Annotated in this window: 10 protein-coding genes; 5 read left to right on the forward strand and 5 right to left on the reverse strand. The window is 36.5% G+C overall.

Features of this window, described 5'->3' with window-relative positions:
* The first annotated feature begins 58 nt into the window (after window positions 1–58).
* Window positions 59–2,002, forward strand: coding sequence for a site-specific DNA-methyltransferase (locus D9V35_RS03265; RefSeq protein ID WP_122123354.1), 1,944 nt, complete (start codon window positions 59–61; stop codon window positions 2,000–2,002).
* Window positions 2,003–2,012: 10 nt separating this feature from the next.
* Window positions 2,013–4,658 carry a restriction endonuclease gene (locus D9V35_RS03270; protein WP_122123355.1) on the forward strand — a complete coding sequence of 882 codons (2,646 nt, stop codon included), beginning with the start codon at window positions 2,013–2,015 and terminating at the stop codon, window positions 4,656–4,658.
* A gap of 94 nt (window positions 4,659–4,752) precedes the next feature.
* On the opposite strand, the gene D9V35_RS03275 is transcribed toward D9V35_RS03270, so the two are convergent.
* Both D9V35_RS03275 and D9V35_RS03280 read right to left on the reverse strand, forming a co-directional pair.
* Window positions 4,753–5,472: a GNAT family N-acetyltransferase gene (locus tag D9V35_RS03275; RefSeq protein WP_122123356.1), complete on the reverse strand. Its 720-nt coding sequence runs from the start codon at window positions 5,470–5,472 to the stop codon at window positions 4,753–4,755.
* Window positions 5,473–5,585: 113 nt separating this feature from the next.
* On the reverse strand, window positions 5,586–6,497 hold the full coding sequence (locus D9V35_RS03280; protein ID WP_122123357.1) for an AraC family transcriptional regulator: 912 nt from the start codon (window positions 6,495–6,497) through the stop codon (window positions 5,586–5,588).
* Window positions 6,498–6,684: 187 nt separating this feature from the next.
* On the opposite strand from D9V35_RS03280, the gene D9V35_RS03285 reads away from it, so the two are divergent.
* Entirely contained in the window at window positions 6,685–7,710 is a 1,026-nt protein-coding gene (locus D9V35_RS03285; protein ID WP_122123358.1) for an aldo/keto reductase, read from the forward strand.
* A gap of 77 nt (window positions 7,711–7,787) precedes the next feature.
* Window positions 7,788–8,777: an aldo/keto reductase gene (locus D9V35_RS03290; protein ID WP_122123359.1), complete on the forward strand. Its 990-nt coding sequence runs from the start codon at window positions 7,788–7,790 to the stop codon at window positions 8,775–8,777.
* Window positions 8,778–8,908: 131 nt separating this feature from the next.
* On the opposite strand, the gene rlmN is transcribed toward D9V35_RS03290, so the two are convergent.
* The 3 genes from rlmN to D9V35_RS03305 all read right to left on the reverse strand — a co-directional run bounded on the left by rlmN (window position 8,909) and on the right by D9V35_RS03305 (window position 12,586).
* On the reverse strand, window positions 8,909–10,114 hold the full coding sequence (rlmN, locus tag D9V35_RS03295; RefSeq protein ID WP_122123360.1) for a 23S rRNA (adenine(2503)-C(2))-methyltransferase RlmN: 1,206 nt from the start codon (window positions 10,112–10,114) through the stop codon (window positions 8,909–8,911).
* 35 nt (window positions 10,115–10,149) lie between these two features.
* Entirely contained in the window at window positions 10,150–11,385 is a 1,236-nt protein-coding gene (argJ, locus tag D9V35_RS03300) for a bifunctional glutamate N-acetyltransferase/amino-acid acetyltransferase ArgJ (RefSeq protein WP_122123361.1), read from the reverse strand.
* A 229-nt stretch (window positions 11,386–11,614) separates the two neighbouring features.
* The gene (locus tag D9V35_RS03305) at window positions 11,615–12,586 is read right to left on the reverse strand and encodes a peptidylprolyl isomerase (protein ID WP_122123362.1); all 972 of its coding nucleotides are present in this window, start codon (window positions 12,584–12,586) and stop codon (window positions 11,615–11,617) included.
* A 286-nt stretch (window positions 12,587–12,872) separates the two neighbouring features.
* On the opposite strand from D9V35_RS03305, the gene secA reads away from it, so the two are divergent.
* The gene (gene secA / locus D9V35_RS03310; RefSeq protein ID WP_122123363.1) at window positions 12,873–15,515 is read left to right on the forward strand and encodes a preprotein translocase subunit SecA; all 2,643 of its coding nucleotides are present in this window, start codon (window positions 12,873–12,875) and stop codon (window positions 15,513–15,515) included.
* Window positions 15,516–15,534 lie beyond the last annotated feature (19 nt).

Here is a 15,534-nt window from a genome sequence, read left to right on the forward strand (position 1 = left end):
TTTGTTTAAAAATTCTCCATTCATAAGGGGATTTTTTATTAAAGGGTTAATTATTTAAATGAAGAATTCTTTGTCTCCGCAACAAGAAAAATTAGAACAACTAAAACAATTACTGCCAGAGGTTTTTACGGAAGGTAGGGTTGATTGGGAAAAGCTAAAATTATCTTTGGGAGAAGATATTAATATTGCAAATGAACGTTATGTTTTGAATTGGGCGGGAAAGAGTAATGCTTATAAAGTATTGCAAGAACCGACATCTAAAACACTCTCCCCAGACAAAAATGAATCTGTTGATTTTGATAAGACAGAGAATTTATTCATTGAGGGCGATAACCTAGAAGCTTTGAAAATACTTCAAAAAAGTTATTTTGGCAAAGTTAAGATGATTTATATTGATCCTCCGTATAACACGGGTAATGACTCTTTTATTTACCCGGACCGTTTCAAAGAAAATCTTGGAGATTATCAAAAAAATGTGGGGGATAAAGACGATGATGGATATTTAATACAAGATTCTATTTTTAAGAAAAACAGGAAAGAAAATGGGCAATATCATAGTAATTGGCTCAATATGATGATGCCGAGATTATATCTTGCCAAAAATTTACTTCGGAAAGATGGCGTTATTTTTATTTCTATTGATGATAACGAAGTGTATAATTTGCGATTATTAATGAATGAAATATTCGGTGAAGAGAATTTTGTTGGATTAATTACTGTACAAAGTAATCCTAGAGGTTCTCAAGCAAGTAAATATATTTCGAATGTACATGAGTACATATTAATTTTCTCTAGGCAAAAAGAACTTGTAAATATTAGAGGGGAAGAAAAATCAGATACTAGTTTAAAGGAGTATTCAGAAATTGATGAAAACGGTCATAAATATAGACTGTTGGGACTCAGACAAAGAGGAGGAGCTTGGAAAAAAGAAGATAGACCTTCATTACATTATCCTATTTATATACAACCAGATACGGGTCGAGTATCTATAGAAGAATCTAGTTTATATACAATTAAAGTAATACCTAAACGTCCTACAGGTGAATTGGGTCGTTGGACTTGGAGTAAGAAAAAACTTTCCTCAGAGTTAGGTCAGGTTATAGGAAAACCTATTAATAGAAAAGAAAATACTGATGTATGGGATATTTTTAGAAAAGATTATCTTTTAGATATTAATGGTAGGCAAAAGACTACTAAAGTAAAAACGATTTGGATGGAAAAAGAAAATAATTATCAAAATGCAAAAAATGAAATTAAATTTTTATTTGATAATTCTGAAATGTTTAGCTTTCCAAAACCCATTTATATTTTAAAAAAATTAATATTAATGCTTGATTTGAATTACCAGGATATCATCCTTGATTTTTTTGCGGGTAGTGGAACGACAGCGCATGCGGTGATGCAATTGAATGCTGAGGATGGCGGTAGTCGAAAATGTATCTCTATTCAATTACCAGAAATATGTGATGAAAAGTCAGAGGCCTTTAAAGCTGGATATAAGACCATTGCTGATATTGCCAAGGAACGCATTCGAAGAGCAGGTAAAAAAATCAAGGAAGACAATAAGGATAAAGAAAATATTGATCAGCTTGATATTGGATTCAAAGTCTTAAAAGTTTCTGATAGCAACTTTAGAGAATGGCGAACCGATATATCCAGTGAAAAACTTGATGAACAATTAGATCTTCACGTTGATCCCATTGCGGAAGATGCTTCAACAGAAAATATGGTTTACGAATTAATGCTTAAAAATGGCAAGGATTTAAATAGTCATATCAAGCATCATAATCATATCTATTCTATATCCGACCAAGAAAATCATGATGAAAACATCCTCGTTTTGCTTCTTGAAAAGGTGAATGAAGATGTTATTGAGAATGTTCTTCAAGAAAATCCCAATAAGGTTATTGCCCTGGATAAACTTTTCAAGAATAACGATCAATTAAAGACCAATACCGCATTACAAATGCAAGATGCAGATATCAAGTTCGAAACAATCTAAGGGTTTGGTTATGAAGTTAGAATTTGAATCAAATTTAGAATATCAAAAAACTGCGATATCTGCTGTGGTTGAGTTGTTTAAAGGGCAATCTAAGCATACAGCATGGTTTAACTTATATTCAAATGGAAATAATGATCCAATTGCTCCGGTAAAAAATAATTTGGATATTGATCAAGCACAAATCTTTCAAAATTTACAGGAAATTCAAGAAAAGAATGGTGTTGCAAAATCTCGGTCGTTAGACAGTATGGACTTTTCTGTGGAAATGGAAACAGGCACAGGAAAGACCTATGTTTATTTAAGAACGATATATGAACTCAATGCCCACTATGGGTTTAGTAAATTCATTATTGTTGTACCTTCTATAGCTATTCGTGAAGGCGTTCAGAAAAGTCTTGAAATAACACGTGAACATTTCCAGAATATTTATGCAAGAGAGCCTCTGAATTATACTATTTATAATAGTAAGCGACCTGGTGATATCAAAAATTTTGCCAAAAGTAATAATATAGAAATCATCGTTATGAACATTGATTCATTTGCTAAAGATCAGAATGTTATCAATAAAATCAATGAAACAGGTCATAAGCTTATTGAATATATTCAGGAAACCTCTCCTGTTGTGATTATTGATGAGCCTCAGAATATGGAGACAGAAAAGCGGAAGGAAGCGATTAAAAACTTAAACGGTTTATGTCATCTACGATATTCCGCAACCCATAAGCATCAATATAATTGCGTCTATCAGCTTGATCCGGTAAAGGCTTATGATCTGGGATTGGTTAAGCAAATTGAAGTTGATTCCATTTACAGTGATGCAGCTTTTAATGATGCTTATGTTTTTGTTGGTGATTTTAAGACAGCCAAAACCAGTTGTTCTGTTAAACTTACTATTCATGTGAATGATAAGGTTGGTGTAAAGAAAAAGACCATTTCTGCAAAGGTTGGTGATGATTTATTTGAATTATCCAATCACAGAGAAGTTTATAAAGATGGATATATTCTTAATGAGATGAATGTACAAGATGAAAGCATTAAATTTTCTAATGGTCATACTCTCTATAAGGGGCAGGAAAACGGTAATGATGCAAAAGATGCTATTAAAAGATGCCAAATTAAAAAAACGATCATAGAGCATTTGGCTAAAGAAGCCAAATTAAGCAAAGATGGTATAAAGGTCTTATCCTTATTTTTTATAGATAAAGTATCTAATTATCGAGACTATGAAGAGAATCAAGCAGTAAAAGGTAAGTATGCACTTTGGTTTGAGGAAATTTATAGAAAGGTATTCAAGGAATGTTATAAAAAAGATATTTCAGGTGAGGAACTTGATCGATTGCATAATGGTTATTTCTCCCAAGATAAAAAAGGAATATTAAAAGATACCAAGGGAAATACAAAAGATGATGATGATACCTATAGTTTGATTATGAAAGACAAAGAGAAGCTTTTAGATATTAACGAGCCGTTACGGTTTATATTTTCTCATTCTGCATTAAGAGAAGGTTGGGACAATCCTAATGTTTTTCAAATATGTACTCTGAATGAAACAACCTCTGAAATGAAGAAACGCCAGGAAATAGGGCGAGGATTGAGATTGGCCGTTGATAAAGATGGGAAAAGAATACGGGGTAAAAATATTAATCGTCTGACGGTTATTGCCAATGAATCTTATGATGATTTCGCAAAAGCTTTACAAAGTGAGATTGAAGAAGATTGTGGCGTTAATTTTCAAGGCCGGATTAAAGACAAAGCACAAAGAACGAAGGTTATTTATAAAAAAGATTTTCAGGCAAACCCGTTATTTTTAGCAATATGGAATAAGATTAAATATAAAACAACCTATCGTGTTCATTATGATACCAATCAATTAATAGACAAAGTTGTCGAAGCTATCAAAATTTTACCTAAAATAACAGAACCTATTCTTTATTCGGAAAAGGTATTTTTGAATATTGATGAAGAAGGTGTCCAGACTAATTATTTGGCAAGTGAGCGTAATAAAACTCAAATAATTGCTAAAAATATTCCTGATATATTTGCTTATATTGAAAATAAAACTCAACTGACGAGGACAACAATTTTAGAGATATTGAAAAAATCTGAACGAATTGGTGATATTTCCAAAAATCCTCAAGATTTTCTTGATAAGGTTTGCGATGTTATTTCTAGAGAAATGCAGGAATTAATGATTGATGGTATTCGGTATCAAAAAGTTGGGCTTACTGAATATGAAATGAAGCTGTTTGATAGTAAAGAACTTGAAATCTATATGAATGACAATTCTTTTCAGGTCACAAATACTGGCAAAACCATTTATGAAAATATAGTTCCTTTAGATTCAGAAACAGAAAATCAGTTTGCTAAAGAGTGTGAGACTAGTGAACAAGTTAAATATTATTTTAAACTTCCAAATTGGTTCAAAATAAAAACGCCTATTGGAAATTATAACCCTGATTGGGCATTAGTGTTTGAAAATGATGCAAAGATATATTTTGTTGTGGAGACTAAAAATACAGGAAATGATGTTGTTGATTTATCAAAACTATCTAAAAGTGAGCTATTGAAAATTAAATGTGGCAAGGCACATTTTAAAATTATGGATGATGTTAGGTATGAGGTTGTAACTAAAGTTTCAGATCTTAGTCATATTTAAAATAATTATTACATCTTGTAATAGACGGTAATTACAACTCATCGTCTTTTTTTAACAATCGGTATGTTTGTGTATTGATTTGATTACATGTGTTTTATTTAACATAATAATTCATCAATTTCTGCAAGGATTCCTTCTGAATTCCTTCAGAATCAAAATTGTCAGGCTCAAGCCAGTCATTAAATGCCTTGGAAAGTTTTGGAAATTCAAGATCAAGAATTGAATACCATGCTGTATCCCGGTTACGGCCATGAATAACCAAAGCTTGACGGAATATTCCCTCGAATGTAAAACCGTAGCGTAAGGCCGCAGCACGAGAGGGTGCATTTAATGTATCACATTTCCATTCAAGACGACGATAACCAAGTTCCTCGAATGCATATTTCATTAAAAGATAGATTGCCTCCGTGGCCATTGTTGTTTTTTTTAATCGTCCAGAAAAAATAACGCTACCAATTTCTATCACTCCATTTGTTGGATCTATTCGCATGAGAGCAATTGAACCGATTGCTTGATTGGAATTTTTGTCAAGAATGGCATAATGAAATGGATCTTTGATATTTTCTAATTTAAGTAGCCATTCCCGATATTCATTAAAGTCATTAAACGGGCCGGATAAAAGATAGGTCCATAGCCCTTTATCAGTACCGTTAAAAAAGGCATCATAAAGTTGCAAAGCATGTTGTCTGACATTTATGCGTTCAAGTCGGCAATATTGTCCCGTGATTGTTTCTTTTTTGGGAAGCTTTGCTTTTTTCCATGAAGGAAGAGCTTGACCAATCGGTTGTTGATAAGCATTAAAACGGATCGACATCGTGGACCTTTCTATGAGGAGAATAATTCTAGTCAGGTAAAATTACTGTTAGAAACTGAATAAGCATTTTTTTAGTGGAGCTATACGAAAGAATGACATTCTGGAATGAAAAACTATATTTGATTAAAATTTTTTATATCTTTTTGGGGAGACTTGCCAAATATGGCTTTGTAATCACGACTAAAATGTGAGGGACTTTCATAACCAACCTGATAGGAAGCAGTGGCAGCGTTAAGATTATTATTGATCATCAGACGTTTTGCTTCATGAACGCGTAACCATTTTTGATATTGTAACGGGCTTTTTCCGGTTAGTTGGCGGAAATGATGATGCAAGCTTGAGGGACTCATGTTAACGGCACTGGCAAGATGGCTTATTTTCAAGGGTTGAGAATAATTTTGTTTAAGCCATTCGATTGCTTTTCTGATATTAGATCCTGTATTACCAGTTGTTATAATCTGTAAAAGAATTGGTGCGGCATCGCTGGTTAGCAGTCGATAGTAAATTTCCCTGATGACTAACGGGGCAAGAACTGGAATGGTTTCGGGCTCATCCATTAAGGATAGAAGCCTGTACATGGGTTCCAAAAAGGATACATTAACACTGCAAATAGATACACTGCTACATTTCGTTTTGTTTGAATTCCTAAGATCAATTTGTGTACTTAATTCAGCAATAATATTGCGTTCCAAATTTAAGGAAATTCCAAAACAGGGTTTAATAGGGGATGCTTCCATTATTTGGCTGTTCGTAGGGATGTCCAGAGAAGTAATGAGCAAATGATGTTTGTCGTATGGAAAGATATTTTTATCAATAATTATCTGTTTAGTACCCTGGCATAACAAACTGATACTCGGTTGATAAAAACAGGCACATGCTTGACGAGGTGTCTCTTGTCTAAAAAGTTTGAGATCTTTAATCAGGGTGTTATGTGCACCCGTTGTTTTTACATGTCGTTCAAGAATATTGATTATTTTTTGATAAAATAATTCGGTTTGACTGTCTGAAGACTGATTGAGTGTCATTATAATGGATTAGACAAATTGATGATTATTCAGATTTTATAAGTAAACATAAATTATTTGCAGGATCAGGTAATTATTACGGAATATCAAGATATTATACAACGCTTTTTTTATCGTATTATTTATTTGAAAATCAAACAATAGAAAAGATTTTCGATAATTTTCATATCATATTTGAGATAAAAAAATGAAGTATATAAATCTAGGTCGTACAGGTCTTAAAGTATCGAAATTATGTTTGGGATGCATGAGTTTCGGTGAACCCAACCGGTTGCCACAAGCCTGGTCAATTGATGAAACTGCTGCACGCCCTTTTTTTAGACAGGCCATTGAGGCGGGAATTAATTTTTTTGATACGGCAAATATTTATTCTGGAGGCAGTTCAGAGGAAATAACGGGGCGAGCATTGAATGATATGGCACGGCGAGAAGAAATTGTAGTGGCGACCAAGGCTTTTTTCCCTTGGCGGAATTCGCCTAATACAGGTTTTCTATCGCGTAAAGCTCTTTTTCAATCAATTGATGACAGTTTGTCACGATTAAAAATGGATTATGTAGATCTTTACCAAATTCACCGTTTTGACCATGGAACCCCGATCGAGGAAACCATGGAGGCCTTGCATGACATCGTGAAATCAGGAAAGGTTCGCTATATTGGAGCATCCTCTATGGAAACATGGCGTTTTGCCAAAATGCAACATATTGCAAGGCAAAATGGATGGACACGTTTTGTTTCCATGCAGCCTCAATATAATTTGCTTTATCGGGAAGAGGAACGGGAAATGTTGCCTTTTTGTGCGGATCAAGGTATTGGTGTCATTCCTTGGAGTCCAATGGCAAGGGGACGATTGACTCGTGATTTTGATGAAGTTACACGACGTACTCAAAATGATGCTTTTGCTTTGAAAATGTATCAGGATGCAGAACAGCAGGATCGAAAAGTCGTGGAGGTTGTCGCAAAGATTGCCAACTTGCATCATGTCCCTCGTGCATATGTCGCATTGGGCTGGTTATTATCAAAAAAATACGTAACGGCACCTATTATTGGGGTAACAAAGGCTGAACATTTGACAACGGCTGTAAAGGCGCTTGATTTTTCTTTAACAGAAAATGAAATAAACAGTCTTGAAGCACCGTATGTACCGCATCCTGTAAATGGAATTATTCCTCCATTGTCAAAGGAACCTATGGCGATTACACCGCCCAGGGTTTAGATATTCCAATTCATTTGAATTGCATTATCTGCAAAATCAAAAATATTTAAAATTGCAAACAAAAAGATTGAGCTATCATGAGATATCGATTTTTGGGAAGAACAGGTCTGAAGATAAGTGATTTATGTCTTGGAACCATGAATTTTGGTGATGTCACGGATGAAAAAGAAAGCTGCATGATTATGGATAAGGCAATTGATGCAGGAATTAATTTTTTTGATACGGCAGATGTTTATGGAGGATTACAATGGCCAGAAATTCCTAAGGGATATGGCATTTCTGAAGAAATTATTGGACGATGGCTTAAAAAGAGCGGTCAGAGAGACAAGGTTGTATTGGCTACCAAAGTTTACCAGCCTATGGATTTTGGGCCGAATGACCGGCATTTGTCAGCTTATCATATTCGAAAAGCGTGTGAAGACAGTTTGCGACGTTTAAAAACTGATCATATTGATCTTTATCAAATGCATCATATTGATCGAGAAACTCCATGGGAGGAAATATGGCAGGCAATGGAGTTATTGATTCAACAGGGAAAAGTTTTATATATAGGAAGTTGTAATTTTGCTGGTTGGCAAATAGCCACAGCTCAGGGATTGGCCAAGGAACGTCATTTTTACGGACTGGTTTCTGAGCAAAGCCCCTATAATCTGACAGAACGTACAGTTGAGCTGGAAGTCCTTCCATCCTGTCGATATCATGGTCTTGGATTTATTCCCTATTCTCCATTGGCAGGTGGATTGCTTGGGGGTGTCCTCTCGAAACAGAAAAATGGCGAGCGACGTTTTAGAGAACAGGAACTGAAAATAATTGAAAAATTAAGATACCAACTTGAAAAATATGAGAATCTTGCTGCTGAACTTAAAATAACTCCTGCAAATTTAGCCCTTGCCTGGTTAAGATATCAACCTGATGTCACAGCACCGATTATTGGACCTCGTACTGAAACACAGCTGGATAATGCTATTGAAGGGCTTTCCATTACATTGTCAGATGAAATAATATATACCTTAAATGATATTTGGCCCGGTATGGGGGGTGAGGCACCTGAAGCCTATGCCTGGTAGAAATTTTTCAAGTCTATAATTATTGATGATAAATTCATATAATCATGTGAATTAATTTATTTCGAAAAATTGTGAAAATAAGATTAAATAAATTATTTTCACAATTTTTATTTGATTTTAAAACAATGTTGTCAGTCAGAAATTGTTTCGTTATGTTTTAAATTTTTAGAAATTTTGGCTTTTTGACTTTCAGTGCGTAATTGTCCGCATGCTGCAAGAATATCACGCCCTCTTGGGGTGCGGATGGGCGAGGAATAACCTGCCTGCATAATGATATCGGCAAACTTTTGCACCTGTTCAGTTTTGGAGGGTTTGTAATCACTGCCTGGCCATGGATTAAATGGAATTAGATTAACCTTGGCATGAATACCCTTTAATAGATGCACCAGTTCACGTGCATCTGATTCACTGTCATTAATTCCCCTTAACATAATGTATTCAAACGTTATACGACGTGAATTACTTGCTGCAGGGTATCGACGGCAGGCTGCCAGAACGTCTTTTATAGGATATTTACGATTTAAGGGAACGAGCTCATTTCGTAAATCATCCCTGACAGCATGAAGGGAAATGGCTAGATTAATTGCCAGTTCCCTTCCACATTGATCCATCATGGGAACTACACCGGACGTTGACAAGGTAATCCGGCGACGAGAGATTCCAATTCCCTCATCATCCATAACGATACGCATTGCCTTGGCAACATTGTCATAATTATAAAGAGGTTCGCCCATTCCCATCAGAACTATGGTTGATAGAAGACGGGGTCTTCCAGCGGTCGGGGTTGGCCATTCATTATAACTATCCCTTGCCGCCATGAATTGACCTACCATTTCTGTTGCACCAAGATTTCGAACCAGATTTTGCGTGCCGGTATGACAAAAACGGCAGGACAACGTACATCCGACCTGTGAGGAAATGCAGACAGCACCACGATCTTCTCGACGATCGGGAATATAAACTGTTTCAGCTTCTTGTTTATCCCTGAAGCGAAAAAGAAACTTGCGGGTATCATCTTTTGAGGTCTGTTGCATAACCAGTTCCGGTCGGCTGATCACACAATGTTCTGCCAATTTGGCTTGCAAGGGTTTACTGATTGAACTCATCAAAGAGAAATCGGTAACACCTTTATGATAAATCCAGTGCCATAACTGTTTCGTACGGAAGGATTTTTCCCCCATACCCATTAGGACCTCTTCCAATTCTTCCCGTGAAAGTCCAACAAGTTCCTGTCTTCCATCTGATAATTTCAAGGACGGAGGACTGAAAAGTGCTGACTTTGCTAGAATTCTTTTTTTTTCTTCTTCAGAAAAATCGGAGATAATAGGGGTATTCATAAAGAAACGATTCAATTGATAATAAATAAAAGAAATTAGGAACGCAGATAAGAGCCGTTAATTTCAATATAACCTTGTGTTAGGTTACAGCTCCAAATTTTTGCGTGTCCCTCTCCCAGATTTAGGTTGACTTTAATTTTTATGACTTGTTCTTGCATATGCTTGTTAACTTTATCTTGGTCATAATCTGATAAAACCTCACCTTGTTTGGCAACCCAAATATTACCTATTGCCACTGACAAAAGGTCACGGTCGGCTGGTTCGCCGGCTTTGCCTACCGCCATTACAACACGTCCCCAATTGGCATCCTCACCTGTTATTGCTGTTTTCACAAGAGGGGAGTTACCGATTGATTGTCCGATTTTAAAAGCTGATTCATTGTTAACGGCACCTTCAACCTTGATTTCAATCAGTTTTGTTACGCCTTCACCATCCCTAATAACCAAAAGAGCCAATTCTTGTAACAATTTTTCTAAGGCATTTGAAAAATTGCTTAATCTTGGGTCATCAATATCATTGATTTCGGTATTGGGGGTCTGACCCGTGGCAAATAAAAGAAGGGTATCAGAGGTTGATGTATCGGAATCAACTGTTATTGAATTAAAGGTTGTTTTGACTTTTTCATTTAATAATTTTTGTAAGACAGTAGCGGGCAATTTTGCGTCAGTTGTAACAAAACAAAGCATAGTGGCCATATCAGGTGCGATCATACCGCTCCCCTTGGCGATTCCCTGAATAGTGACAGGAATATTGTCAATATCTGTTTTAAGGGAAAAGCCTTTGGCAAATGTATCCGTAGTCAGGATTGCTTGAGCTGTTTCCTTCCATTGATCAGAAGCCAATTTCGAATAAAGTTCTGGAAGATAATTGATGATTTTCTGATAAGGAAGCTGTTCGCCAATAACCCCTGTAGAGGCAACAAAAATTTCTTCGGGTGCGCAGTTTATTGTTTTTGCAGCTGCCTGTGCTGAATATTTAACTGCATCAAAACCTGCCTGACCCGTAAATACATTGGCAATACCGGCATTGACAAGTAATCCCCTGGCTTTACCGTGATATAAAATTTTTCTGCACCAATCGATAGGTGCACCTGGACATTTGTTTTTGGTAAATACTCCTGCGACGGTTGTGTTCGGAGCGAATTCCATTAATGACAAATCAAGACGTCCAGTATATCGTAATCCTGCTTGAACAGATGCAAGTTTTACACCGGCAACGGGGCAAAGCTCAGGGAGGGTTACGGCAAGCGGAGAAACAGGATAACTCGACATGGTAGACTCTTTTTCAACAATGGAGCAAAATAATGGATACGACAGGATTGATTCATATCCGGTTATAATGAAATATTTATATTTTACTGAAAATGTTTTTTACAAGTTTTCTTTATAAGAAAAAAGGATTTAATAATATGTTTTTTGAATTAAATTCTTTAGGGATATTAATCAATAAACATTCTGAATTTATAAAAGGGAAAATTTATTTTCCCTTTTATAAAAATTTTTATTGATTTGTTCTGTCAGAGTTATTTTTTTGTGTGGCAGGCATTTGTGTTAAAGAATGAATGGCTTCATCATTTTTGGTAATTTTACTTTGTTTAATTACATTTTCAATAATGGTTTTCATTCTTTGTTGATACAGGTTTTTGCGAATTTCATCTTTTACCTTATCCAATGGTGGTACCGGAGCGTTTCTATAACCAAGAACCTTGATGACATGCCAACCAAATTGGGTTTTCACCGGAGCGGTTGTAATTGTATTTGCTTTCAGCGCAAAGGCTGCATTGATGAATTCCGGTGCAAGAGGGTCATTTTGTTTGACCCATCCCAAATCACCGCCATTTTCGCTACCGCTCTCTTTATCGGTTGAATATTGTTTGGCAAGATTAGCGAAATTTTTGCCTGCATGAAGTTGACTGATGATTTTTACAGCTTCCGGTTGTGTTTTTACAAGAATATGACATATATGCGCCTCTTTAACAGGGGCTGCGTTGGCGAAATGCTGATCGTAAAAAGTTTGAATGGCTTTATCGTCAATTGGATTTTGTTTTAAATTCTTTTCCAATTCAGATTTTTGGAATGTCGAAAACAGGATATCCTTTTGCATGAATTCAATTTGTTGCTTGACCTCAGGGGAATTCTGTAAATTCTGTTTTTCAGCAACTTGTAGAACTGCATTTTGAACAATTAATTGCTGAAGGATTATTGTTGTCAAAACAGGTGCAGGCAGACTTTTATATTGATCGGGCAACATCTTGCGCATATTTTGGATATCATGATACGTAATATTTTTATCATTAACAGTTGCCAAAACAGTATTTTCATCTATTTTGCTAGGACTTGACTGATTTTGAGCGGCAGGTGCTGACGGGGTAGTTGTGACAGCAGGTTCAGCGGCAATAACTGCTGTTGTCAAAAGGCTTGAGGAAAAAAGAAGGGTTGCTGCAAATTTGAATGATTTGTTGTAAAAAGACATATAGTACCTTTATTTATTGAGAGGATTAAAGATAATTTTGAATATGTTTATATCATGGAAAGGTGAAATTGTCCCATTATTTTAATAAAGTTCCTTTCTTGAAAAAAGTTAAACCAATTTTAAAATTTTAAAATGATATTTATGGTGTAAGTAAAGTTGGTTATAATACCGGTGAACTTATTTCTATATGTATTTTTCTGTCTGGATTGAATTGTGTTCTAATTTAATTATAACTAGCCCTTTGTAATGACAGGCAGGATTACAAAGCGTTATTTGGAAAACATTGATGTTTGCAAAATTTGCCCGTGTCTTTTTCGGCACCTCTAATGAGCGTTCATTAAAAGCTTATCAAAAGCGACTACCTGAAATCAATCAATTGGAACCTGAAATACAGGCTCTGGATGATGTTGCATTGGCTAATAAAACGGTTGAATTTCGTCAAAGGTTAGCTGATGGAGAAACACTGGACAATTTATTGCCAGAAGCGTTTGCTGTAGTCAGAGAAGCTTCGAAAAGGGTTTTGGGAATGCGTCATTTCGATGTCCAGCTGATCGGGGGAATGGTTCTTCACGATGGTAAGGTTGCCGAAATGCGTACGGGTGAAGGTAAAACATTGGTGGCAACCTTGGCCGTATATCTGAATGCACTATCGGGAAAAGGGGTGCATGTTGTAACGGTGAATGATTATCTTGCCTCACGTGATGCTGCTGAAATGGGCCGGCTCTATAGTTTTCTTGGCATGAATGTCGGAACGATTATCGCGGATTTGAGTGATATTGAACGTAAGGCTGCTTATGCCGCCGATATTACATATGGGACAAATAATGAATTCGGCTTCGACTATCTTCGCGATAATATGAAATACAGTCTTGATGAAATGGTTCAGCGTCCGTTTAATTACGCCATTGTGGATGAAGTTGATTCGATCTTGATAGATGAGGCTCGTACTCCATTGATTATTTCGGGGGTTGCGGATGACAGTTCAGATCTATATCGTTCTGTTGATGAAATTATAAAAGAGATAGTCAAAGATCCTGCCAATTATGAAAAAGATGAAAAATTTCGTAATGTCATTCCAACAGAAATGGGAACCGAACATATAGAGCAGTTAATGCGTGAAAAGGGTGTATTGAAAGAGGGGGGGCTGTATGACACTCATAATATCGCGTTGGTGCATCATATGCAGCAGGCATTACGGGCGCATACCTTGTTTGCCAAGGATGTGGATTATATCGTCCGTAACAATAAGGTAATTTTAATTGATGAATTTACTGGACGTATGATGGATGGACGTCGATATTCCGATGGATTGCATCAAGCACTGGAAGCCAAGGAACATGTGGAAATACAGCAGGAAAACCAGACTCTAGCTTCAATCACTTTTCAAAATTATTTTCGTCTTTATCCGAAACTCGCCGGTATGACGGGAACGGCAATGACAGAAGCCGATGAATTTGCCGAAATTTACAAGCTGGACGTTGTGTCAATTCCAACCAATCTTAAAGTTCAGCGTAAGGATGAACATGATGAAATCTATCTGACCGCAGCTGAAAAATATGATGCGGTTAGCCAGCTTATCGAAGAGGTTCATAAAAAGAAACAGCCTATCTTGGTTGGAACAACATCGATTGAGAAAAGTGAACATCTTTCAAATTTGTTGAATAAAAAAGGCATAAAGCATAATGTATTGAATGCGCGTTTTCATGAAAAAGAAGCTCAGATAGTTGCTCAAGCTGGAGTTCCGGGAGCTATTACAATTGCCACGAATATGGCGGGTCGTGGTACTGACATTAAATTGGGTGGGAATGTGGATATGCTTATCCATCAGCAGCTTTCCCATATCGAGGATGAAGATGAACGCTTGAAACAAGAAACGGCCCTTAAAGAAAAAGTTCAAAAAGATCATGAACTGGTTAAAGAGAGCGGCGGACTGTTTGTAATTGGTACGGAACGTCATGAAAGTCGTCGAATTGACAACCAGTTGCGAGGACGTTCGGGGCGTCAGGGAGATCCGGGAAATTCACGTTTCTTTTTATCCCTCGAGGATGACCTAATGCGGATATTTGGTTCCGAACGCATGGGTGGTATGCTTCAAAAAATGGGCTTGAAAAAAGGGGAGGCCATTGTTCACCCCTGGATCAACAAGGCACTTGAAAAAGCCCAGAAAAAAGTTGAGGCGCGCAATTTCGATATGCGTAAAAACACTTTAAAATATGATGATGTCATAAATGATCAACGTAAGGAGGTATATTCTCAGCGTCGGGAATATATGGCTCTGGAAGATGTTTCAGAAGTGATTGCATCTATGAGACATGATGTGATCAATATGTTGATCGAAAAATACATACCTGAAAAATCCTTTGCAGAACAATGGCATATTAAAGAATTAACCGCGGATATAAAACGGATATTTAATCTTGATCTACCGATTAAGGAATGGTCAGAAGAGAAAGATATTTCAATTGATACACTTGAAGAGCGCATTACGAAAGCCGCTAATGAAATGATGGCCACCAAGGTCGCGAATTATGGTGTTTCAATTATGCGATATGTTGAAAAGCAAGTTTTGCTAACAACGCTTGATGCAGTATGGAAAGAACATTTGTTGCGATTAGATCAAATGCGTCAGGGTATTGGACTGCGCGCCTATGGTCAGAAAGACCCGCTTAATGAATATAAGAAGGAGGCTTTTGTTCTTTTCAATCATATGCTGGATGAGCTTCGTGAACGGATTACCTCACTTTTGGCCAAGGTTGAAGTCAATGTCTCTGATGATGAAGGGGAAAATTCTTCTTCGGATCTTATAGAGGGGGAAACCCCTCAGACATTATCTGATGTATCAAAAGAATGGGCAGATACGCCCAGAAATGCACCATGTCCATGTGGTTCAGGCAAAAAATTTAAACATTGTCATGGTCGGTTTGTTTAAAAATCGGGACATGTTTATT

The sequence above is a fragment of the Commensalibacter melissae genome (assembly GCF_003691365.1).
GTDB classification, from domain to species: Bacteria; Pseudomonadota; Alphaproteobacteria; order Acetobacterales; family Acetobacteraceae; genus Commensalibacter; species Commensalibacter melissae.

Excerpts from the sequence above, each read along its gene's own strand:
- D9V35_RS03265 (WP_122123354.1), top strand. The coding sequence starts at position 59 with ATGAAGAATTCTTTGTCTCCGCAACAAGAAAAATTAGAACAACTAAAA.
- D9V35_RS03285 (WP_122123358.1), top strand. The coding sequence starts at position 6,685 with ATGAAGTATATAAATCTAGGTCGTACAGGTCTTAAAGTATCGAAATTA.
- D9V35_RS03275 (WP_122123356.1), bottom strand. The coding sequence starts at position 5,472 with ATGTCGATCCGTTTTAATGCTTATCAACAACCGATTGGTCAAGCTCTT.
- secA (WP_122123363.1), top strand. The coding sequence starts at position 12,873 with ATGTTTGCAAAATTTGCCCGTGTCTTTTTCGGCACCTCTAATGAGCGT.
- D9V35_RS03305 (WP_122123362.1), bottom strand. The coding sequence starts at position 12,586 with ATGTCTTTTTACAACAAATCATTCAAATTTGCAGCAACCCTTCTTTTT.
- D9V35_RS03280 (WP_122123357.1), bottom strand. The coding sequence starts at position 6,497 with ATGACACTCAATCAGTCTTCAGACAGTCAAACCGAATTATTTTATCAA.
- rlmN (WP_122123360.1), bottom strand. The coding sequence starts at position 10,114 with ATGAATACCCCTATTATCTCCGATTTTTCTGAAGAAGAAAAAAAAAGA.
- D9V35_RS03290 (WP_122123359.1), top strand. The coding sequence starts at position 7,788 with ATGAGATATCGATTTTTGGGAAGAACAGGTCTGAAGATAAGTGATTTA.
- D9V35_RS03270 (WP_122123355.1), top strand. The coding sequence starts at position 2,013 with ATGAAGTTAGAATTTGAATCAAATTTAGAATATCAAAAAACTGCGATA.
- argJ (WP_122123361.1), bottom strand. The coding sequence starts at position 11,385 with ATGTCGAGTTATCCTGTTTCTCCGCTTGCCGTAACCCTCCCTGAGCTT.